This window comes from Mycobacterium hainanense, from assembly GCF_041890355.1.
In the GTDB taxonomy this organism is placed as follows: domain Bacteria; phylum Actinomycetota; class Actinomycetes; order Mycobacteriales; family Mycobacteriaceae; genus Mycobacterium; species Mycobacterium hainanense.
Genome location: NZ_CP169059.1, coordinates 2,008,147 through 2,028,777, shown reverse-complemented (window position 1 = coordinate 2,028,777; position 20,631 = coordinate 2,008,147). Strand labels below are relative to the sequence as shown.

20 protein-coding genes are annotated in these 20,631 nt (G+C 66.0%); 15 read left to right on the top strand and 5 right to left on the bottom strand.

The window, feature by feature from the left end; genetic code table 11:
- The first annotated feature begins 37 nt into the window (after window positions 1–37).
- Together ACEL92_RS09590 and ACEL92_RS09585 are read left to right on the top strand one after the other, a co-directional pair.
- Window positions 38–1,183, top strand: coding sequence for an acetyl-CoA acetyltransferase (locus ACEL92_RS09590; protein ID WP_374025344.1), 1,146 nt, complete (start codon window positions 38–40; stop codon window positions 1,181–1,183).
- Window positions 1,183–1,587 (top strand): Zn-ribbon domain-containing OB-fold protein, encoded by a 405-nt coding sequence (locus ACEL92_RS09585; protein WP_374025343.1) that lies wholly within the window; start codon window positions 1,183–1,185, stop codon window positions 1,585–1,587. The genes ACEL92_RS09590 and ACEL92_RS09585 overlap by 1 nt, the downstream gene beginning before the upstream one ends.
- Window positions 1,588–1,606: 19 nt before the next feature.
- Here ACEL92_RS09585 and ACEL92_RS09580 read toward each other — a convergent pair whose 3' ends face one another.
- Complete coding sequence (locus ACEL92_RS09580) at window positions 1,607–3,121, bottom strand: AMP-binding protein (protein ID WP_374026149.1); 1,515 nt, start codon at window positions 3,119–3,121, stop codon at window positions 1,607–1,609.
- Between the two features lie 108 nt (window positions 3,122–3,229).
- Between ACEL92_RS09580 and ACEL92_RS09575 the strand changes: the two genes are divergently transcribed.
- Window positions 3,230–4,096 (top strand): SDR family NAD(P)-dependent oxidoreductase, encoded by an 867-nt coding sequence (locus tag ACEL92_RS09575; protein ID WP_374025342.1) that lies wholly within the window; start codon window positions 3,230–3,232, stop codon window positions 4,094–4,096.
- A gap of 11 nt (window positions 4,097–4,107) precedes the next feature.
- Here the strand turns inward: ACEL92_RS09575 and ACEL92_RS09570 are convergent, their stop codons facing one another.
- A complete protein-coding gene (locus ACEL92_RS09570; protein ID WP_374025341.1) occupies window positions 4,108–4,935 on the bottom strand; it encodes an enoyl-CoA hydratase/isomerase family protein in 828 nt (275 codons plus the stop codon).
- A gap of 52 nt (window positions 4,936–4,987) precedes the next feature.
- Between ACEL92_RS09570 and ACEL92_RS09565 the strand changes: the two genes are divergently transcribed.
- The 12 genes from ACEL92_RS09565 to ACEL92_RS09510 all read left to right on the top strand — a co-directional run bounded on the left by ACEL92_RS09565 (window position 4,988) and on the right by ACEL92_RS09510 (window position 16,842).
- Complete coding sequence (locus ACEL92_RS09565) at window positions 4,988–6,238, top strand: hypothetical protein (RefSeq protein ID WP_374025340.1); 1,251 nt, start codon at window positions 4,988–4,990, stop codon at window positions 6,236–6,238.
- Between the two features lie 4 nt (window positions 6,239–6,242).
- Window positions 6,243–7,049, top strand: coding sequence for an enoyl-CoA hydratase/isomerase family protein (locus ACEL92_RS09560; protein ID WP_374025339.1), 807 nt, complete (start codon window positions 6,243–6,245; stop codon window positions 7,047–7,049).
- A 6-nt stretch (window positions 7,050–7,055) separates the two neighbouring features.
- Entirely contained in the window at window positions 7,056–8,303 is a 1,248-nt protein-coding gene (locus tag ACEL92_RS09555; RefSeq protein ID WP_374026148.1) for an acyl-CoA dehydrogenase family protein, read from the top strand.
- Entirely contained in the window at window positions 8,300–9,115 is an 816-nt protein-coding gene (locus ACEL92_RS09550; protein WP_374025338.1) for an enoyl-CoA hydratase/isomerase family protein, read from the top strand. Before ACEL92_RS09555 ends, ACEL92_RS09550 begins: the two co-directional genes overlap by 4 nt.
- Window positions 9,112–9,912: an enoyl-CoA hydratase/isomerase family protein gene (locus ACEL92_RS09545; protein WP_374025337.1), complete on the top strand. Its 801-nt coding sequence runs from the start codon at window positions 9,112–9,114 to the stop codon at window positions 9,910–9,912. The genes ACEL92_RS09550 and ACEL92_RS09545 overlap by 4 nt, the downstream gene beginning before the upstream one ends.
- The gene (locus tag ACEL92_RS09540) at window positions 9,909–11,360 is read left to right on the top strand and encodes a class I adenylate-forming enzyme family protein (RefSeq protein ID WP_374025336.1); all 1,452 of its coding nucleotides are present in this window, start codon (window positions 9,909–9,911) and stop codon (window positions 11,358–11,360) included. The genes ACEL92_RS09545 and ACEL92_RS09540 overlap by 4 nt, the downstream gene beginning before the upstream one ends.
- Window positions 11,361–11,966: 606 nt before the next feature.
- Window positions 11,967–12,626, top strand: a complete 660-nt coding sequence (locus ACEL92_RS09535; protein ID WP_374025335.1) for a hypothetical protein — start codon at window positions 11,967–11,969, stop codon at window positions 12,624–12,626.
- Window positions 12,627–12,723: 97 nt separating this feature from the next.
- Entirely contained in the window at window positions 12,724–13,086 is a 363-nt protein-coding gene (locus tag ACEL92_RS09530; protein WP_374026147.1) for a hypothetical protein, read from the top strand.
- A 29-nt stretch (window positions 13,087–13,115) separates the two neighbouring features.
- On the top strand, window positions 13,116–13,703 hold the full coding sequence (locus ACEL92_RS09525) for an SDR family oxidoreductase (RefSeq protein WP_374025334.1): 588 nt from the start codon (window positions 13,116–13,118) through the stop codon (window positions 13,701–13,703).
- A complete protein-coding gene (locus ACEL92_RS09520; RefSeq protein WP_374025333.1) occupies window positions 13,700–14,458 on the top strand; it encodes an SDR family NAD(P)-dependent oxidoreductase in 759 nt (252 codons plus the stop codon). The genes ACEL92_RS09525 and ACEL92_RS09520 overlap by 4 nt, the downstream gene beginning before the upstream one ends.
- Before the next feature lie 6 nt (window positions 14,459–14,464).
- Complete coding sequence (locus ACEL92_RS09515) at window positions 14,465–15,352, top strand: TIGR03619 family F420-dependent LLM class oxidoreductase (protein WP_374025332.1); 888 nt, start codon at window positions 14,465–14,467, stop codon at window positions 15,350–15,352.
- Window positions 15,353–15,663: 311 nt separating this feature from the next.
- Entirely contained in the window at window positions 15,664–16,842 is a 1,179-nt protein-coding gene (locus ACEL92_RS09510; RefSeq protein ID WP_374025331.1) for an amidohydrolase family protein, read from the top strand.
- Between the two features lie 70 nt (window positions 16,843–16,912).
- Here the strand turns inward: ACEL92_RS09510 and ACEL92_RS09505 are convergent, their stop codons facing one another.
- Genes ACEL92_RS09505 through ACEL92_RS09495 form a run of 3 tightly spaced genes read right to left on the bottom strand, consistent with a single transcriptional unit; the run spans window position 16,913 to window position 20,624 of the window.
- On the bottom strand, window positions 16,913–18,469 hold the full coding sequence (locus tag ACEL92_RS09505; protein WP_374025330.1) for a class I adenylate-forming enzyme family protein: 1,557 nt from the start codon (window positions 18,467–18,469) through the stop codon (window positions 16,913–16,915).
- The gene (locus ACEL92_RS09500) at window positions 18,466–19,668 is read right to left on the bottom strand and encodes an acyl-CoA dehydrogenase family protein (protein ID WP_374025329.1); all 1,203 of its coding nucleotides are present in this window, start codon (window positions 19,666–19,668) and stop codon (window positions 18,466–18,468) included. The genes ACEL92_RS09505 and ACEL92_RS09500 overlap by 4 nt, the downstream gene beginning before the upstream one ends.
- Window positions 19,665–20,624 carry an acyl-CoA dehydrogenase family protein gene (locus ACEL92_RS09495; RefSeq protein ID WP_374025328.1) on the bottom strand — a complete coding sequence of 320 codons (960 nt, stop codon included), beginning with the start codon at window positions 20,622–20,624 and terminating at the stop codon, window positions 19,665–19,667. The genes ACEL92_RS09500 and ACEL92_RS09495 overlap by 4 nt, the downstream gene beginning before the upstream one ends.
- Window positions 20,625–20,631 lie beyond the last annotated feature (7 nt).

Sequence of the window (20,631 nt, the reverse complement as noted above, 5' to 3'; positions counted from 1 at the left end):
CGTTATCGAGGACGTGACGGTGTGATAACCATGAGCTATGCCGTCGAATCGCGTCGCCATCGTGGGCGCAGCCCTTTCCGACTGCGGCCGGGTTCCCGACAAGACCGCCATGGCGCTGATGGCGCAGTCCTCGCGGCGCGCGGTCACCGATGCCGGCCTGACGAAGCAAGACATCGACGGGTTCGGCGCCCACGGGGCGTTACTTCCACCGGTCGAAGTCAGCGAGTATCTCGGCCTGCAACCCGACTGGGTCGACGCGACCAATGTCGGAGGATCCTCGTGGGAAGTGATGGCGAGTCACGCCGCGGCCGCGATCGCGGCGGGCGAAATCGAGGTCGCCCTGCTGACCTACGGGTCCACCGCGCGCTCGGACGTCAAGCGCCGAGCCCGCGCGTCCGCGGCCGTGATGGGCACCGGCGGCGCCCTGCAGTACGAGGCGCCTTACGGGGCGACGTTGATCGCCAAGTACGCCATGGCGGCCAGGCGACACATGATCGAATTCGGCACGACCGTCGAACAATTGGCGGAAGTCGCCGTCGCCGCGCACGAGTGGGCCGCCATGAACGAGGACGCGTTCGAGCGCGACCGCATCACCGTCGCGGACGTCGAGGCCGCGCCTATGCTGGCCGACCCGTTCACCGCCAAGCACGTGTGCCTGCGCACCGACGGCGGCGGCGCGGTCGTCCTTGCGAGCGAACGGGTGGCGATGGATTGTGCGAAAGAGCCGGTCTGGATTCTCGGGGCGGCCGACGCGACATCCCACGTGAGCATGAGCCAGTGGCCCGATTTCACGACGTCGGCCGCCGCCCGCTCGGGTCCTCGGGCATTCGCGCAGGCGGGCGTCAACCCGGCTGACATCGATGTGTGCCAGCTCTACGACTCCTTCACCTCCACCGTCCTGCTGACCGTGGAAGATCTCGGCTTCTGCGCCAAGGGCGAAGGGGGGCCGTTCATCGCGTCCGGAGCGCTGCGCCCGGGCGGGGCGCTCCCAACCAACACCGACGGAGGCGGGCTGGCCTCCTGCCACCCCGGTATGCGAGGGATGTTTCTCATGGTCGAGGCGGTCCGGCAGTTGCGGGGCGAGTGCGGACCGCGCCAAGTGAGCGGGGCCAGTCTGGCCTGCGTCCACGCGATGGGTGGCTTCTTCACCCACAGCGCCACGATGATTCTCGGGAGGCAGTGATGACCGCGCCCGATCGGCCCACGATCGACACCGACGGCCAAGCCTGGTGGACCGCCATACAAGGACGGAGACTGATGGTCAACCATTGCCGCTCATGCGGCCAGGCCTCGCTGTACGCACGGCCCTTCTGCCCGCACTGTTGGTGCGAGGACGTCGAGTTGGCGCCGGCCACCGGGCGCGCGCGGCTGTACACCTGGAGCGTCATCCGCCAGAACGCCGCGCCCTTCGACACCCGCACTCCCTACGTATTGGCCATGGTGGACCTCGAGGAGGGACCACGGCTGATGACGGTCCTGGAGGACTGTGCTGTCGAAGGCCTGCGCGCAGACCTGGATCTGGTGATCGCTTTCCGCGAAGACGACGACGGATTCGTCGTGCCGGTATTCCGGCCCGCAACCGCCTAGGATCCGTTGACCGCGCCCGTCAGCCCGCGGTCGCCAGGCGGTCGGCGATCAGCCGCCGGCGTCCGGCCGATCGTGCGTCGAGCTTGGTGCGGTCGATCTTGCCGTTGGCATTGACGGGCAGCGGCTCGTCCCACAACACCAGCTCCTCTGGCAGTTTGTATTTCGGCAGCCCTTCGGAGAGGAGAGCTTCGGCGACCTCGGCCAGTGTCATCTCGACGTCGGGCTCGAGGACGATCGCCATGGCCAGCCGCTCCCCGGTGGTGTCGTCGGCAACCGCGTAGGCGGCACATTCGCGGACCCCAGCTATCCGCGACACGGCCTCCTCCACTTCGGCCGCCGGGATCTTCAGGCCGTTGCGGATCACGATGTCCTTGATCCGGCCGACGATGCGCACCCGCCCGGCGACGATCTCCGCCACGTCGCCGGTGCGGAACCACTCGCCGTCGAACGCCAGCTCGTCGTCGGCGGCATCGGTATAACCGAGGAAAGTGTGCGGACCCTTGATGCAGCACTCGGTGGGTTCGGCTGCGGATCCGATGCGGACGTCGACGTCCGCGAGCGGCACTCCGTCATCGGCATGGCGCACGATCCGCGGTTCATCCCTCAGACCGGACGTGCTGACCGGCACTTCCGAGGACCCGTACGCGCGCATGACGACGATGCCGAAATCGCGTTCGACGCGTTCGACGATCCGCCGGTCCAGCGTCGTGCCACCCAGATAGACCGCGCGCAGCGGGACGGCGGCATCGCGCGCAGCGGCCTCGTCGAGTATGCGGTCGAGCAATCGGTCCGGGCCGCCGTACCACGTCGCGCCGGAGGTGACCAGGAGGTCGCAGGTCGCTGACGGGTCCCAACGGTCCTCGAGGATCACCGGTATCGCGAGCATCGGACCGATGAACAACCCTTGCACTACCCCGGTGACCGATGCCAGCGGGCTGATCAAAAAGATCCGGTCTTCTGCGCCCAGACCTGCTGCCGCGACGTAGTTCGTCGAAGCCTTGGCCAATGTGCTCAGCGAGTGGATCACACCCTTGGGCCGAGACGTCGTACCCGAGGTGTAGAGCACGAAGGATGGTTCGTCGGCGGGCCGCGCAGGGCGTGGCGAGCCCACGCGGTCACCGTCGCCAAGTTCGATCCAACGACAAAGCCCGGATAGTTCCGGCTGGCTGATCGTGGTCCAGTTGGGCGCCGCGCCGACCCGCGCTCGGGTGCGGGCGATGATGTCGGCGAGTTGCTTGGGCCCCGCGCTGCGCGGTACCAGCAGGACCAGCGCGTCCACCCGCAGCGCCGCGTGGACCGCGACCACCGAGTCCACGTCGTTACCGACCACCAAGACAATCGCGCTGCCCCGGACGGCGCCGGCGTCGGCCATGGCCAGGGCGGCCGAATCAATGCGCTTGTCCAGCTCGCCGTAAGTGAGCTGTGCGCCTCGGTCCACCACGGCGGGGCGGCCCGGATGCCGCGCGGCAACGGACCGCACCATGTCAACCGGGTCCCCGGTCCAGAAGCCGGCCGCGCGGTAGCGGTGCCGCAGCGCTTCGGCACGCCGCTGCGCATGCCGCAGCAATTCAGTCGGGCCGGTCATGGATGTCCCTCCGATGCAAATTACTGCTCTCGATTCAGTAAATGTAACCTCTCACCCATGCAGTCAATGACTTTCGATAATCAGGTTGCCATCGTCACCGGTGCCGGTGGCGGGCTTGGCCGCTGTCACGCCCTCGAGCTCGCCCGGCGTGGCGCCCGAGTCGTGGTGAACGACCTGGGCAGCAGCGTGGACGGCAGCGGCGCGTCGACGTCGGCCGCCCAAGCCGTCGTCAACGAGATCACAGCCGCGGGCGGCACCGCGATCGCCAACGGTGACTCGGTGGCCACCGAGGAGGGCGGCGCGGCGATCGTCGCGGCGGCGATGGACGCCTTCGGTCAGGTGGACATTCTGGTCAACAACGCGGGAATTCTGCGCGACGCAGCGTTCAAGAACATGACCGCCGAGCAGGTCGACGCGGTCATAGCGGTACACCTGGCCGGCGCCTTCAATGTGACACGGGCGGTGTGGCCGATCATGCGGGCGCAGAATTACGGTCGAATCGTTCAGACAACTTCCGGCACCGGGCTTTTCGGCAATTTCGGTCAGGCAAACTACGGCGCCGCGAAGATGGGCCTCGTCGGCATGATGCACGTCCTCGCCATCGAGGGGGCCCGCAATGGCATCGCGATCAACGCCATCGCCCCCATCGCGCGGACGCGGATGACCGAGGACATCATGGGGGAGGCCGGCAAGGCCATGCATCCCGAGCTCGTCACTCCGGTGGTGATCTACCTCTGCCATCGGTCCTGTGACCGAACCGCCCATATCTACTCGGTCGGTGCCGGGAAGGTGTCACGCGTGTTCATCGGCGTGACCAAGGGAATCGAGGACACGTCCTTGACTGCGGAGTCGGTCGCATCGTCGATCGACGAGATCGACGACAGCGCCACGTTCACCATTCGCGGCGGACCCACCGCGGCCTAACACGCGGACGGTCAACGACCGAGAAACTTGGGCTCTCTGCGTTCGGCGAACGACGCAAGGCCCTCTTGGAGGTCCAGGGTGCGTGACACCACCTCCTGTGCCCAGGCCTCCTGCTCGAACGCGCGGTGTCGATCCGACTCCGACGACACCGACAACAACCGTTTGGTCAGGGCCAGCATCACCGTCGGGCCCGCGGCCAGCCGTACCGCGAGTTCTTCGGCGACCGCGTGGGTGTCTTCCGGTGCGGTCACCCGATTGACCAACCCGAGCTTCTCGCAGGTGGCGGCATCGACCGGTTCACCGAGCATCAACAGTTCGGTCGCCTTGCGCAGACCGACAATTCTCGTCAGCAGGTGGACGGCCCCCGAGTCGGGAAGGATCCCCCGGCGCACAAACGCCTCCACAAGCTTGGCCCGCGCTGACATGACGACCAGATCGGCTGCCAGCACCAAGCTGGCGCCGGCACCGGCAGCCGTGCCGTTGACAGCGGCCACCACGGGTTTATCGCAGTCCAATATCGACGCAATCAGTCGCTGCCAGCCTTGCTGCAGCATGCGAGCGATATCGCCGGGCCGCTTGTCCGAGAGGGGTTTTGGTTGTGTGTCAGCGTTCGCCGTCGGGGACGTCAAGCCCGCACCGGCACAGAAATGGCGGTCACCGGTTGCGCTCAACAGCACGGCGCGGACGTCGGGTCGGTCGTTGGCGAGGATCAACGCATCGGTGAGTGCCTCGCGGGCCAAGGGCGACAACGAATTTCCGACATCAGCGCGGTCGATGGTGATTCGCATTACCGCGTCCTCACCGACGGCTGCCACGATGCCTGATGCTTGCTCGCTCATATCCCCATCCCTGCGTTAACGGCGTTTCCGCTTTTCGGGTATCTTAATTTCCATGCCGGAAACCGGTCAGATTACCGACGAGGGGTTGGCCCGGTTGCGTGCCACCATCGGCATCGCGGTTCCGCACACTCAGCCGCCGCACTACCTCAGACCCAATGAAGACTGCTTCCGCCACGTGGCGGAGAGCTACGGCGACGCCAACCCGCTGTGGACCGACCCGGAGTACGCCGCCAAATCCGTGTGGGGTGAGTCGATCGCGCCGCCCGCGCTCGTCGGGGGCGACACCCTGATAGGCGAGGACGAGGTGACCACGCTCTCCGAACAAGACCGAGCGTTGACCAAGGGTGACCCCCTGCGCGGCGTCCATGCCTTCTACGCATCCTCGTCGCGCGAGTGGTGGGCGCCGCTGCGTGCCAATCATCGCGTCTTCCGGCGCAACGCTCTGGTCGCGGCGCTGGACAAGAGCAGCGAATTCGCCGATCGGGCCGTCCACGAGTGGTCGGCGCAGGTGTTCCGCGACGACGAGGGCGTCATTTTGGGCGCGCAGTACCGCAACATGATCCGCACCGAGCGCAGTAAGGCGCGCGGGCGCAAGAAGTACGAGGCCGTCGAGCTGAAGTCGTGGACGCCGGACGAAATCGCGGAATTGGACGACAGATACGCGCGCGAAGCAGCGCGTGGCGCCGAACCGCGATGGTGGGAGGACGTCGACGAGGGTGACGACATCGGCACCTTGACCAAAGGCCCGCTGACGGTCACCGACATGGTCTGCTGGCACGTCGGCATGGGGACCGGGATGTATGGGGTGCGGCCCCTGCGGCTGGCATGGCGCAATCGGCAGCGCATTCCCCGTTTCTACACGCCCAACGAATACGGTGTGCCCGATGCGCAGCAGCGTGTGCACTGGGAACCGGAGGCGGCCCGCAATGCCGGGAACCCCACCACCTTCGACTACGGCCGGATGCGTGAGACGTGGCTTATCCACCTGTGCACCGATTGGATGGGCGACGACGGCTGGCTGTGGAAGCTCGGGTGCGAGTTCCGGCTCTTCAACTACGTGGGCGATCTGCATACCATCACCGGAAAGGTGGTCCGCAAGTATCTCGCCGAGGACAATCGGCCGGCAGTCGATCTCGAGCTGGCGGCGACAAACCACCGTGGCCAGATCACGGCGCCGGGGAACGCCACGATCCTGCTGCCCAGCCGCGAACACGGACCCGTCCGGTTACCCGATCCACCCGGCGGGGCAAGCAACCTCTCAGACCTGCTCACCGCCGTGTCGGCGCGATTCGCCGAAGCCTGAGCACATGACATACGACAGCGTCGCGGGCCTCAGGGCCGAACAAGAAGGCGCGATCTTGCACCTGAGCTTCGAGCGTGCCGATCGCCGCAACGCGGTCAACGACGTAATGCTCGACGCGATGATCGCGCATTTCGCCGCCGCGGGTGTCGACGAGTCAGTCCGTGTCATCAGGGTCGACGCCGCGGGGCCTGACTTCTGCGCCGGGTCCGACCTGATCGCCAACAACACCCGCTCCGAGCGAAAGCCGAGGGTGGGCAGCACACAGCGCCGGCTGCCCAACAAAGCGAATCGGCTCATCCCGTTGATGCTCGAGACTCAGGTGCCCATCGTCTCGGTGGTGCGGGGCTGGGCCGCCGGTCTCGGGTTTCACATTGCGCTGGCTTCCGACTTCTGCGTCGCCGCCGAGGACGCGCGGTTCTGGGAACCCTTCATGGCCCGCGGCTTCACCCCCGACAGCGGCGCGGCCTGGCTTCTGCCGCGGCTCGTCGGCCTGGTCCGCACCCGGGAGCTCCTGATGCTCGGCAAGGAGATCTCCGGATCCACCGCGGCCGAGTGGGGCCTCATTCACGCCGCGGTACCTGTCGGTGAACTGGAAACGGCCGCAAACGAATTGATCGCGGGCCTTGCCGACGCACCCACGGTGGCGCTGGGCCTCACCAAGTGGCTGCTGCAGAGCGGCAACGGGCTCGACCTGGACCGTCACCTGCATAACGAGGCGATGGCGCTCGAGTTGTCCAGTCGTAGTGACGATTTCAAAGAGGGCCTGGCGGCCTTCCGCGACCGACGTGAAGCGAAGTTTCAAGGGCGCTAGATGACCATGACGCCGCTGCCTATCACCGAGGCCACCAGCGCCGCTGAGGCCGTCGCGGCTGTCGAACAATGGGTCGATGCCGAGGTACCGGCCTCCTGGCGCATCGCCGCCGCGGAGGGTCCCGCTGCCCTGCGTGCGGTGCGCAGTCCCGCGGACTACCGGCAGTGGTATCCAGTCTTCGCCGCGAGCGGTCTTGTCGTGCCGACCTGGGCGCGCGAATATGGCGGTCTGGGTATCGGCAACGAGGTCGCCCGGGCGATCGATCGGGTGCTGCGTCCCCTGCGGCTGTCCCGGCTGAATCCCCTGGGACTCAACAACGCCGCCGCAGCGTTGTTCAGCCACGGCACCGAAGAGCAGCGGCTACGGTTCCTGCCGCCGATCGTGCGCAACGAGGAGAAGTGGTGCCAGCTCTTCAGCGAGCCCGGCGCCGGGTCCGACCTCGCCTCGTTGGCAACGCGGGCCGTCCGGGACGCGCACGACTGGGTGATCTCGGGCCAAAAGGTTTGGACCACATGGGCCGACGAGGCTGACTTCGCGATCCTGCTTGCCAGAACCGATCCGGAGGCGCCCAAGCACAAGGGCATCACCTACTTCCTGCTCGACATGCATCAACCCGGCGTCGAGGTGCGACCATTGCGTCAGATCACCGGCGAGGCGGAGTTCAACGAGGTCTTCATTGACAAGGCCCGGGTCCCTGACACGCACCGGGTGGGCGAGGTCAACGACGGGTGGCGGGTCAGCGCATCGACGTTGTCCAGTGAGCGGCAGATGGTTTCGGGCTCCGGGTCGGGAGGCATGGGGCGCCTCGGCGGCTCCGGCACTGATCGCCTGATAGCGCTGGCGCGAGAGACCGGCCGGTGGGATGACCCGGTCATCCGGAACAAGATCATGCGGTTGTGGGCGCAGGAGCAGATCCGCGGCTGGACCAATGATCGTGTCAAGGCGGCACTTTCGGCCGGGCAGTCGCCGGGAGCCGCGTCCTCGATCGGCAAGGTGCATCAGGCCACGCTCAACCAGCAAATCCAGGACCTCATGGTGAACCTGCTGGGCACCGACGCGGTCGCCTGGCAGGCCACGGACGACCCGGACGCCCTGCCGCGAGACGTCCACGGCATGCTGCGCAGCCTCGCGAACGGCACCGAGGGCGGCACCACCGATATCAACAAAAACATCCTCGGCGAGCGCGTGCTGGGGCTACCCAAGGAACCGGATCCCTGGAAGGGGAAGCCCTGGAAGGACATCCCGCGCTCGTGAGCACCAACCAGCGGTTGGTATTGGAGAAGTCCGGCGGTGTCGGCTGGCTCATCCTGAACAGGCCGGACGCGGGCAACGCCTTCGACTCGTTGATGCTCGACGAGCTCGAGAGGGCCTGGGCCGACCTCGAAAACGATCCCGCCGTCCGGGTGATCGTCAACACGGCCAACGGCAATGCGTTCTGCACGGGCATGGACGTGGTGCAGGTGGCGCGCAACAAGGAGGCGATGCGCCGGCATTCACGTCGGACCCGGGATGCCGAGCTGAAGATCTCGTCGTGGCACTGCGGTGTGTGGAAGCCCGTGATCGCGGCCGTGAATGGCGTCTGCGCGGGCGGCGGCCTGCACCTGGTGGCCGACGCCGACATCGTGATCGCGGCCGAGCGCGCCTCGTTCGTCGACCCGCACGTGTCGCTTGGTCAGGCCGTCGCCTACGAGGCGATCACGCTACTTCGCAAGTCGCCGATGGAGGCGATCACCCGAATGGCGTTGAGCGGCAAAGGCGAACGTATCTCGGCGCAACGGGCCTACGAATTGGGCATCTTGTCCGAAGTGGTACCCGCCGATCAGCTCCGCGCGGCGGCGGGTCGGCTCGCCACCGCGATCGCCGCGAATTCCCCGACCGCGTTGCGCGCCAGCAAAAAGGCCCTATGGCGTTGCTTGGAAGTCGGTATGACACAGGCGCGTGAGGATGCCGCTGACGAAATCTGGCGGCTGCGTAATCATCCCGATCACGCCGAGGGCGCCCGGGCGTGGCGCGAGAAGCGCACGCCGCGCTGGCAACCGCCGTCGAACGCCGCGGAGGCTTCATGACATACCGGAGACTGGTCGTCGAGCGGCGCGGGCCGGTGGGCTGGATCATCAACGACCGGCCGGACCGGCTCAATGCCTACGACGTCGTGATGCGTGCGGAATTTCCCAAAGCCTGGGCGGAATTGAATGCCGACCCCGACGTTCGCGTCATCGTGCACACCGGCAACGGGCGAGCATTTCAGGTAGGCGCCGACGTCGAGGAGCTCGACGGTGAGGCCGTGCTGCAGTTCCAGGAGACGATGCGCACACTAGACCTCAAGTTGACGGCGTGGCACTGCAACGTCGAGAAGCCGGTCATCACGGCCGTCAACGGGGTGTGCGCCGGCGGCGGGCTGCACTGGGTGGCCGACGCCGACATCGTCATCGCGTCGTCGAATGCGAGCTTCGTCGATCCGCACGTCTCGATCGGCCAGGTCAGCGCCTTGGAAACCATCGCCCTGATGCGCAAGATGCCGGCCGAGGCGGTACTGCGGATGGCCCTGGTGGGTAGCCACGAACGGCTCAGCGCCCAGCGTGCGTACCAGCTCGGCATGATCAGTCAAGTCGTCGACCCGCCGGAAAAGCTGCGCGAGGTCGCCCAGGAGCTCGCCGAGAAGATCGCCAGGAACTCGCCGGCGGCGATGCGCGCTACCAAGCGTGCGTTGTGGGGCGCACTCGAATCCGGCCTGACCGACGCGTGCCGGCAAGGCGCCAAGCACCTGACGTCGATGTGGGGACACCCTGACCAGAACGAGGGCCCCCTTGCCTTCGCGGAGAAGCGAAGTCCCAAATGGGCTCCGTTGGAGGCGGATTCGTGAATCTCACCGACCTGCTGGGCGGCCTGCCCGAGATCGCGGTGCACATGCTCGGTGCTGAGGTGTCGCGCGACGAGCTGACGGCCAGTGCCGACCAACTCGGCGCGGTGCTCACCCAAGGTGGACTGACAACGGGGCAGGTTGTGGCCGCCATGCTGCCCAATGACGCAACCACCGTCGCCGCGCTGTTCGGCACCTGGCGAGCCGGTGGGGTGTACACACCGCTGAACCCGAGGGCGGCCGACGTCGAGGTCGTGGCCCAGTTGAAGACATTGCGCCCCGTCGCCGTCATCACGACGCCCGGTCTCGCACATCGGTTTTCGACGTTTCAGATCCCCGTCATCATCGGTGACGCGTTGGCATGGTCGACGGCGGGACAATGCGACCAGCCGGCCGATGCGCGGTGCTACGACGCCGATGTGGCGCTGCTGCAGTTCACCTCCGGTACGACGGGTCCCCCGAAGCCGGTGCCACTTCGCCACACCACGGTGCTCGATCTGATCGACCGACTGTTGGCAAAACTGCGTGGCACCAAAACTGCGACGGAAGCCCCGAAGCGCGCACCGATGCCGAACCTTGTGCCGCTGTCGTTATCGTTGTGGGCCGGCATCTACCAGGTGCTGTTCGCGTTCCGGGCGGGTTCGGGCGTGGTGCTGATGGAGCGATTTTCCGCGGCGGATTTCGCCGCGCTGATTCGGCGGCACCAACTGCGATCCACGGTGCTACCGCCCGCGGCGCTCACCATGGTGCTGCACGACGACTCGGTCACGGACTTATCGCCCCTGAGGATCGTGCGGTCGATCACCGCTCCCCTGTCGCCCGTTCAAGCGGCCCGGTTCAGGGACAAGTTCGGTGTGCTCGTGCTCAACTCGTACGGGCAGACCGAGCTCGGCGGCGAGGTGGTGGGCTGGTCGGCCGCCGACGCCCGCGAGTGGGGCGAGAGCAAACTCGGATCCGTGGGACGGCCGCTGCCAGGCATCGACGTGACCATTGCCGACGACGAGGTGATGGTGCGCACGCCGACCACAGCGGCCCGCAACATCGATCCGGCCTTCCTCGACCGGCTGACCGACGACGGCTGGTTCCACACCGGCGACCTGGGCTGGTTTGACGACGACGGGTTTCTGTGGCTGGACGGCCGGGTGTCGGACATGATCAACCGCGGCGGCCTCAAGGTCTTCCCGGGCACCGTAGAAGACGTCATTCTCGGCGCCGGGGGTGTGCGGGAAGCCGCCGTCGTGGGCGTCCCCGACGAGCGGCTCGGCGAGGTGCCGTGGGCGTTCGTCGTGCGCGGTGATGACACAGTGACCGAGGAGAGCCTCACCGCCTGGTGCCGGGAACGGCTGACGCCGTACCGCGTACCCGTGCGATTCGTGTTCATCGACCGGCTGCCCCGCAACGACGTCGGCAAGGTGGTCAAGCGCGAACTCACCGCCATGGCCGACGTGTGAAGCTCAGGCGGGCTCGGAATCGCCGAAGCAAGGTCGGTGGCGGCGACGCCATCCCCTAACTCGTTCCGACTGTCAGGAGTCACAGCTCGGCTGGTCCGGCACCGCTGGACAACGTAAATTCTCGCAATTGATAATGCTGCTAGCATCTTACGGAAATTGATATTTCCGATAGCTGGCCTGCGAAGATGGGAGCACCGGGTGTGATCGAAGAAATCGTGCGGATGGCCGTCACCTGGGGAGCCATGTGCGCACTGGTCGCGTTCTTCTACTGGATGATGTCGAACATCGGCACGTTTTAACCGCCGCGATGGCTTCCCGCCCGGCCAGATGAATCCCGAGCAGGCCGAATGGCGCTTGCAGTGGATCGTCACGGTCGGCATGCCTCGCCGGTATCCGAAGATCAAGGAGGAATCACCCCGGTGGACGAACAGGATCGCCGACGCAGACGCGGGCTCATCGTTTTCCAGGTCTGGATATACGGCCTGTTACTGACGATGTTTCTCATCCAGCTCTCGATGTTGCTGACAAGAGATTGGTAGGCCCATGCGATTGCCCTCTGCAAGGTCACGCCGCAGCGACGGTGGGTCTCACTTCGCGGCAGCGACTTTGAACGAACACGACCAACAGAGCCGTCAGGCACAACGACAAGCGGACCTCTGGCTGATCGCAGGCACGGCCCTGATGGGGACTCTCGTGCTCGGCGTGTTCGGGCTCCCGCTCTTCCTGCGTGGCTTGTACCTGTTGCGCAATGCCCAACGCGAGGGTCTCTCCGTGCGTCCCTTGATGGTCACGCTCATCGGCTACGTCATCATCCTGGACGCGGCCCTGAACAGCATCGGCTGGGCGCTCGACCTATTCGCCAATCACGCCCTGATCACCCGCACCGTGTTCACCGCGTGGGGGAACCTGATGGACGGGGGATATTTCTGGCACTACAACGAACTCTGGATCGGAGGTGCCGGTGCTCCGGGCGAGAAGGCGTGGGTTCTCGTCTGCGTCCTCATCGCCTTTCCCATGCGGATGGCCGCGGCGATCGGTTTCCTGCAGATGAAGCGCTGGGGCCACCAGTGGATGATCGTGACGTGCTGGTTCGGCGTGGTGGTGTGGACCGGCTACATCTTCAACATGACGTTGTACGCCGATGTCCGATATGCGGCCGTCGGCCTGCCCGTGCTGGCCTGGTGGGCCTACAACGTCTTTTACATAACGCCGTTCCTCGCTATCCCCTATCTGCACACGGTCAACCGGGAAATCTTCTCCGACTGACCGATCTCCCGAAAGGACTACGGTGTCTGAATCAATCGCGGACGCAAGCGCATCGGCCGAGTCGCTGCCGCCCGGCACGACATCGACGTGGGCGCGAATGCACAAGTGGCTCAGGCGAGGATTGTTCGTCTGCCTGTTCGGATTGGTGATCGAGGGATCGCTTACCGTACCGGTGATTGCGGTCTGGTACGGGTGGCCCACGCTGTCACTCACCGAGATCTGCAGCGAATTGCTCAAGGTGCGGTACTCCAACGACACCCTCGAGTGCAAGCAGCCCTATCCCCTCGGCGGTCCGCCCTTCGGCGGCGCCCCCGAAGCGGCTGGGCAGCATACCGCGAAGGACGACTGGGGAGTCCAACCTCACCCGCGGTACAACCGAATCGGTTTCCGCGAACTGGTGAAGATCCACGATGAGCGAATCGCACGGCAGGCGAAGGCGTCCTCGGTTCCAACACCGTAGGTCGGTGTAAAACCATGACAGCTCCGCACGTGATCGGGCGCAGTGATGCCATCTCGTGGGCGATCGCAGCACGTCTCAAATCAGTCGTCCACGACGTCGACGAACCGACTCAGCCGACCTCCGACCACGTTGTCATCGTGGTCGGCGTCGATCCGTCACTCGAACCGAGCCCCGTCGGCGCTTTGAGTGCAACAGACTGGCACCGATTCGCGGAGCATCCGATGCGACAGGCGCTGAATGCGTTCCAACGCTCGTATTCCTCGATGCGCCACAAGGGAGGGCGCATCGTCCTGGTGCTGCCGTCCATCGGAATGACCGGGGCGCCAGGCCTCGTCCCCTACACCACCGCACTCGAGGGAATCCGCGCGATGGCCAAGTCCGCTGCTCGCCAATGGGCATCTCAGAACCTCATCGTCAATATGATCGCCGCCCCGCTTCATCTTTTCGCGCCCCGGCTGAGCGCATCGGCCGGCCACGTGACCGCGGCCGCGCGTCAGGACGATGACGCGCTCATCGAATCGATAGTCGAGACGACACGATTCCTCCTCAGGCGGGAAGTCACGGGTCTCGTCGGCGAAACCGTCATTGTCGACGGCGGAGCCGTGATGCTCCCATGACGATCGACGATTACACGGTGTTGGTCACCGGAGCCGGGGGCGGCGTGGGGCACGGAATCGCCCGCGCCCTCGCGCTCGACGGCGCGCATGTCTTCATCGCCACCCGATCGGAAAACGGAAGAGCCATCGCCGCCGAACTCGTGGAGAGCGGACATCGGGCCAGCTGGGTCCGCTGTGATGTCACCGTCCCGGACTCCGTCGTCGGCGCTGTCGAGGCCGCAGTGAACGGCACTGGGCGCCTCGATGCGCTGATCCACAACGCCACAAGCAACGCATCGAGCCAGCCGCACCGCCTCCAGGATGTCGACGAGGCGTTGTGGCAGGACCACATCGGCGTCTCGGTGACCGGTGCCTATCACTGCGCGAGCGCGGCCTTCGGGGCGCTGCGCGAACGGGCGGGGAGCTTCTTGGTGATGACCTCGCCCGCCGGTATCGAGGGGAGCGCCACACTACCGTTGTACGCCACGGTGAAAGGAGCACTGCGGGGCTTCGCCAAAAGCCTGGCACGCGAATGGGGGGCTCACGGCATCACCGTCAACGTCATCTCGCCGCTCGCCTATTCGCCCGCGATGACCGCGGCCATCGAAGCAGAGCCCGCAATGGAGGAGCGGCTCGCACGGCGGATCCCACTGGGCCGCATCGGCGATCCGCAGAACGACATCGGTTCGGCCGTCACGTTCCTCGTGGGCCCGCGTGCCCGATACCTCACCGGCCAGACCATCGGGGTCGACGGCGGCCACTTCACCAACCTCTAGGAACTCGTGGAAATCGGCCTCGTCCTCCCCCACAGCGGCCCACATGCATCGCCGTCCTTCATCCGCGACTTCGCTCAGACTGCCGAGGGCTGCGGTATCGACAGGCTTTGGGCGGTCGACCATCTCGTCCTGCCCCGTCACACCGACTCGCCATATGTGCTCGGCCGTAAGCCAACGCCCGTCGCCGACGGTTGGCTCTCGGAAAATCTCGCCCCAAATTTTGAGCTGATCACCACGCTCAGTTGGGTAGCAGGCTTCACGAACAGCGTCGGGCTCGGATCATCGATTTCCGTGCTCCCCCTTCGTAATCCGATCGTCAACGCCAAGCAGCTCGCGTCGCTCGACGCGTTCTCGGGCGGCCGCCTCGTCTACGGCGTGGGCGTCGGGTGGTTGAAGGAGGAGGCAACGGCGATGGGCATGCCATGGGACCGCCGGGGTGCCCGCAGCGAGGAACACATCGCGGTCTTGCGGACGCTCTGGTGCGCGGCCGATCCCTATGTCGAGTTCCACGGGCGGTTCTATGATTTCGCACCGATGGATCCGCGCCCGCAGCCCGCTCAACGACCCATTCCGATCCTGGTGGGCGGCCACTCCGATACGGCGCTCGACCGGGCAGTGCGTATCGGAGACGGCTGGATTTCTGCGCCGACGTCCGCGGGCCGGCTGGCCGAACTCATCGCGACCCTGAACCGGTTCGCCGACGCACAAGGCAGATCGGCGGCGAGCCTGTACAAGGTCGCTTCGACTGCCTATTCCGACGCTCGATCATTGTCCGAAACGTGTGTCGCCTACCGTCGACTGGGCATCGATCATGTGCAAGTCCTCGTCCCCGGCGACGAACCGCGACTGGTGATCGACCGCCTACAGGAAGTCGCGACCGCGACGCGGGAGTGAATCGGGACATCACTCTCGTCGGCCGGTCACTTATCGAATTTGATCGAGCGTCGGAAGGCTTTCTCTCGCCCTGGATCGTTCCAGCATGCCGTTGCCGCGCCGGCCGTCCCAGGAACCGCTTGCTGGCGGAGGCGGGCCTCTCGGGTCGACCTTGCCATCGGCGGCTGTTCTCAGTAGTTTGGTGCGAGAATGTGCACTCTCTATTTAGGATAGTGGCGTTGTCGTTCGATGCGCTCCCGACAGCTGCGTGGACGTCAACGAAGCTCCAGCCGCGTTTCGGCGACCTTGACAGTGTCTCGAAAGGAACCACAATGCCCCAGCCCAAGGCCTTCGAAGTGTGGGACGCGGACAATCACATGTACGAGACGATCGACGCCTACACGCGATACCTGCCGGAGAAGTATTCCGAAGCATTGAAGTTCGTCGATATCAATGGCCGCAAGAAGCTGCAGATCCTCGGCGTCATCACCGAGACCATACCCAACCCCACCTACGAGGTGATTCCCACTCCCGGCGCCTGGGCCGATTACTACCGCGGGATCAACCCGGAGGGCAAGACGCTGCGCGAGCTGGCCGAGCCGATTCGCTGTCCGGACGAGTTCCGACGTCCCGACCTGCGCCTGGCGTTGATGGACCGCCAGGGCGTTGACGGCGCGCTGATGTTTCCGACCACGGCGGGCATGCTTGAGGAACGGACCAAGTGCGACACCGAGCTCACCCACGCGGTTACCCATGCCTTCAACCGCTGGCTGCTTGAGGACTGGACGTTCAACTTCAAGGACCGTATCTTTCCGGTCCCGGCGATCTCGCTCAACGATCCCACCAGCGGCGTCGCAGAACTCGAGTGGTGCCTGGAAAACGGGGCTAAGACGGTGCTGATCCGACCTGCGCCCGTACCGCGGGAAGACGGCACGTCCCGCTCGCCGGCGCTACCCGAGTTCGACGACTTCTGGCGGCTCGTCGAGTCGTCGGGCATTTCGGTCCAGATGCACAACTCCGACTCCGGTTACGACCGCTACCTTTCCGATTGGGAGGGTGGTGACGAGTTCCAGGGCTTCCAGCTGACGAAGTTTCGCGGATTCATCTACGAGGAGAGCCGCCACATCTTCGACACGCTCGCGGCGTTCATTGCCCACGGGGTGTTCGAGCGATTTCCCGGCCTGCGCATCGGCGTCGTCGAGAACGGTGGGTCGTGGGCTCAGCGCCTGATGGATGCATTCGATCGGGTCTACCGCAAGAAGCCGCGCGAATTCGGCGAGCACCCGGGTGATGTCTTCCGCAGGCACGTGTGGGTGAACCCGTTCCACGAGGAAGACATGTCACACCTCATTGACATCCTCGGTGCGGAGCGGGTGATGTTCGGCTCGGACTACCCGCATCCCGAGGGATTGGCCGCGCCCGGGGACTTCGTTAAGGAGCTCGACAACCTCCCCGCGCCCATCACGGCGCGAGTGATGGGCGGCAACCTCAAGGAGCTCATCGGCGTCTAGGCAACCTCCGTAATCAGGTGGGTGAGTGAAACTCAATTCCGCTGTGCACCTTTTCAATTTGGTCTGTGTCTCATCGGCTCCCGAACCGGCTCCGTAGTGCGGTCTTGAGCACCTTGCCGGTGAGGTTGCGCGGAAGCGCATTGACGATCTCGAGTCTTTCGGGCGTCTTGTGCTTGCTCAGCCCTCGGGCCTGGCAATGTTCGAAAATCGAGGAGAGCGTCACCGCCGCGCCCGGGCGAGTGACGACGACGGCGCAGACCTGTTCACCGGTCCGCTCATCGGGTACGCCGATGACCGCCACGTCGGACACCGCCGGGTGGCTGGCCAGCACGCCTTCGATCTCGAGCGCCGAGATGTTCTCGGCATTGCGGATGATCGCATCCTTGATCCGCCCCGTCACGGTGACGTTGCCTTCGTCATCGATGCGGCCGAGATCGCCTGTGCGGAACCATCCGTCGTCGTCGAACGCCTGGGCATCCAAGGACTCGTCGACGTAGCCCAGGAAACACGGCGGCCCCTTGAGCCGCAGCTCCCCCTCCACGCCACACCCGACTTGCCGCTCGGATTCGTCGACGACGCGTACCGCGACCCCCGCAACCGGTTTGCCCACGGTGTGATCCAACAGCTCCGCAGGACCGTTCGGTGCCTGGGAAGTGGCGACCGGGAACTCTGTTAGGCCCCAGGAATTGGCCACGCCGTTGACTGAAAATACCTGCCGCACCTCACGACCCAACTCGGGGGTGATAGGCGCACCACCGCCGACGCACCCCCGCAGATCGGGAAACAGCGGCTCGGCGCCATGTGCGCGCTGGGCCGCCATGAATGCGACGAAGAACGGGGTCGCACTGCCCAGCAGCGTCGGGCGATGCGCCGCGATGGCGATCGGGGTCTCGACCGGATCGAAGGCGTCGAATAGCACCAGCCGCATGCCGGTACGCAGGGCCGCGGCGAGCATGGCGGCGCCTCCGATATGCGAAACCGGAAACGCGATGGGGTTGACGTCCTTACTGGACGCCCCGACGATGCCGACCACTCCCGCCGAGCCGGCAATCACGGAGCGGTCACAGTGCCGCGCACCTTTTGGTGCGGCCGTCGTGCCCGACGAATAGTAGATCCAGCGCGGGTCCTCGGTGTCACCCGGTGGCGGAGGCAGCAACCGCGGATCGCCGGCCGGTAGCCGAAGCCCGTCGGCGATGGGCGCGTCGTGGTCGACAACCATGACAGACATCGGCCTCTCACGGGCGAGGCGGTGCGCGAGCGCGGCGTGGTCGAAGTTACGCCACATTCCCGGCACGATGAGCACCTCGGTCGCAAGTTGTGCTGTAACGAAACGCAACTCACTCTCGCGCCAGATCGGCAGCACCGGGTTCTGGACCGCACCAAGCCGCGCCAGCGCCGCCATGACGACCATCGTCTCGAGCGTGCTCGGCAGCTGCCATGACACCACGGTGCCCAGGCCGATACCGCGCTCCGCCAGGGCCGCCGCACACGTCAAGGCGGCCTCACGCAGCTGCGCGCTGGACAGCTTCCGCCCGTAGTCGTCGACGAGGACCACCCGGTCGGGGTGCGCCCGAGCGGCGGCCTCGATCAGCGACCAGTACGTATGCGCGACGGGATGGCTGGTCACCGGCTCGGCAAGTGCAGTCTGCGCTTGGCGAGGATGTTGCGCATCATCTCCGAGCTGCCACCCGATATCGTGTACGCGCGCGACCACAGCCAGCATTCGCGCAACCGCTCTTTGGCCTGCCGCACGTCATCGCCTCCCCGACCGATGACCGTCACATCCGCCGCCAGCGCCGCGCCGTACGCCGCGACACGGTGGTAGGTCTCGGCAAAGCTTAACTTCGCGATCGAGCCGTCTCCGGGCTTTTCGTCCCCCGCCGTCAGCCGTTCCACGTGATCGTCGATGAACGCCTTGGCCACTTCGACCTCGACGGCCAACTCGGCGACCTGCTGGCGGATGTCGCCCGAGTCCAGCGCGGGCGCGCCGTCGATGAGCGAGTAATTGGCCACGGTCACCACATCGTCGATCAACAGTTCGAGCAGGATGACGTTGCCGCCAATGCCGAATCGTTCAAAGTCCAGGCCCGCCATGATGATCGACCAGCCCTGCCCCACTTCCCCGATCAGGCTCTGAGCTCCAAGCCTGACTCCCGTCAGGAAGACCTCGTTGACCTCGATGGCGTCACCGATCGTGCGGATCGGGCGGATCTCGACACCGTCCGCGGACAGCGGCACGGCAAACACCGATAGGCCGTGGTGGCGCGACGACGCCGGGTCGGTGCGGATCAGGGCGAGGCCCATGTCGGCCCAGTGCCCGTCGGTGATCCAAGTCTTTTGTCCGTCGATGAGCCAGCCGCCATCGGCTTGGCGCACACCGCGGCTGCGCACTGCGGCGATATCGCTACCGGCATCGGGTTCACTGAGCAGCTGGCACCAGACCTGTTCGCTGCGCCGGATGGGTGGCAGCAGCCGCCGCTTTTGCTCGTCGGATCCGAAGTGCAGGAGCACGTGCGCGGCGAGGTTTACCTGGTCCACCGGACGTGGAGCGCGGGCACGCAGGATTTCCTCGCTCACGATGCGATCGTGCAGCGGGTGGTGGTCGGCGCGACCGCCGTATTCGACCGGCCAGTCCGCGCCGGCTAGCCCCGCCTCGAAGAGGCTGGCGAACCACGCGCGCAGCAGGGCTTCTTGTTCGGGAGTCTCGGGCGCCCGGTGGCCTTCGCGCGCTTCGATCGGCGGTGCATGTTGGGCGATGTGCGCCCTGACCCGGTCTCTGAAGTCGGCCAGCTGCGCATCGGTGGGCCGGTTCCCAAATACGCTCACCAACCCGACACCTCCGCCATCAGCGCCCGACTCGAGCGTGCCGTACCTACCAGATGACCGTTGGTGAAGGCGCGACGCAGCTCGTGGTGCAGCGGATACTCCCACGTAAAGCCGATTCCCCCCGACAATTGCATGCACTCGTCGACGGCGGCGGTGGCCTTCGCCGCGACGAACGCGTGCGCCGCCGCCGTCAGCAAAGTCGCCCTTTCGTCGGCCGAAGCGACTGCCCGCGCCGCCCTCATGATGACTGCGCGCGCCTTGACCTCGAAGACAAGCAGTTCCACGAGCCGGTGCTGAACCGCCTGAAAGCTCGCAATCGGTGCCCCGAACGCGATGCGCTCCTTGAGGTATGCCGTCAACCGTTCAAGGGTCATCGACACCGCACCCACGGAGTCGGCTGCAACAAGCAACCGAGCCACGGCGATCAACTCGTCGGCCCGTTCGAGAGAACCGATCAACGCGCTGGGCGCGCCCGTCACGTCGATTCGCCACGCCGTTCTCGTCACGTCCAGCAGATCGGCGTCCAGCTCGAACCGGTCGCGATCCAGGTCGCACAAGAGGTGAATTCCGTTGTCTCGCAGCATAACGACGATGTCCACCTGGTCGCCGCGAAGGACCCGCGCGGCCTCGCCCAGGGTGGCGAAGCCGGCCGTCGCGGTGCCGGCGAGCAGGCCCGGCAGCCACTGCTCCCTGACGTCCTCCGGCGCGGAGGCGAGTGCCGCGGCACCCATCGTGGTCCCGAACCACGCCGACCCGTCCTGCGATCGCCCGAGCTCCTCGGCCACGACGCAGGCCTCGACCGGACGCCATCCGGCACCGCCCATCGCCTCATCGACGAGCAGCCCGGTCCAGTCCATCGCCGCAAGGTCCTTGACCGTTCCCCTATCGCCGCGTTCGGCCAGAAACTCTCGCGCCGACGCTCTCAACAGGTCGAGGTCGACGTCCTCGTCTGCCATCGGGCTG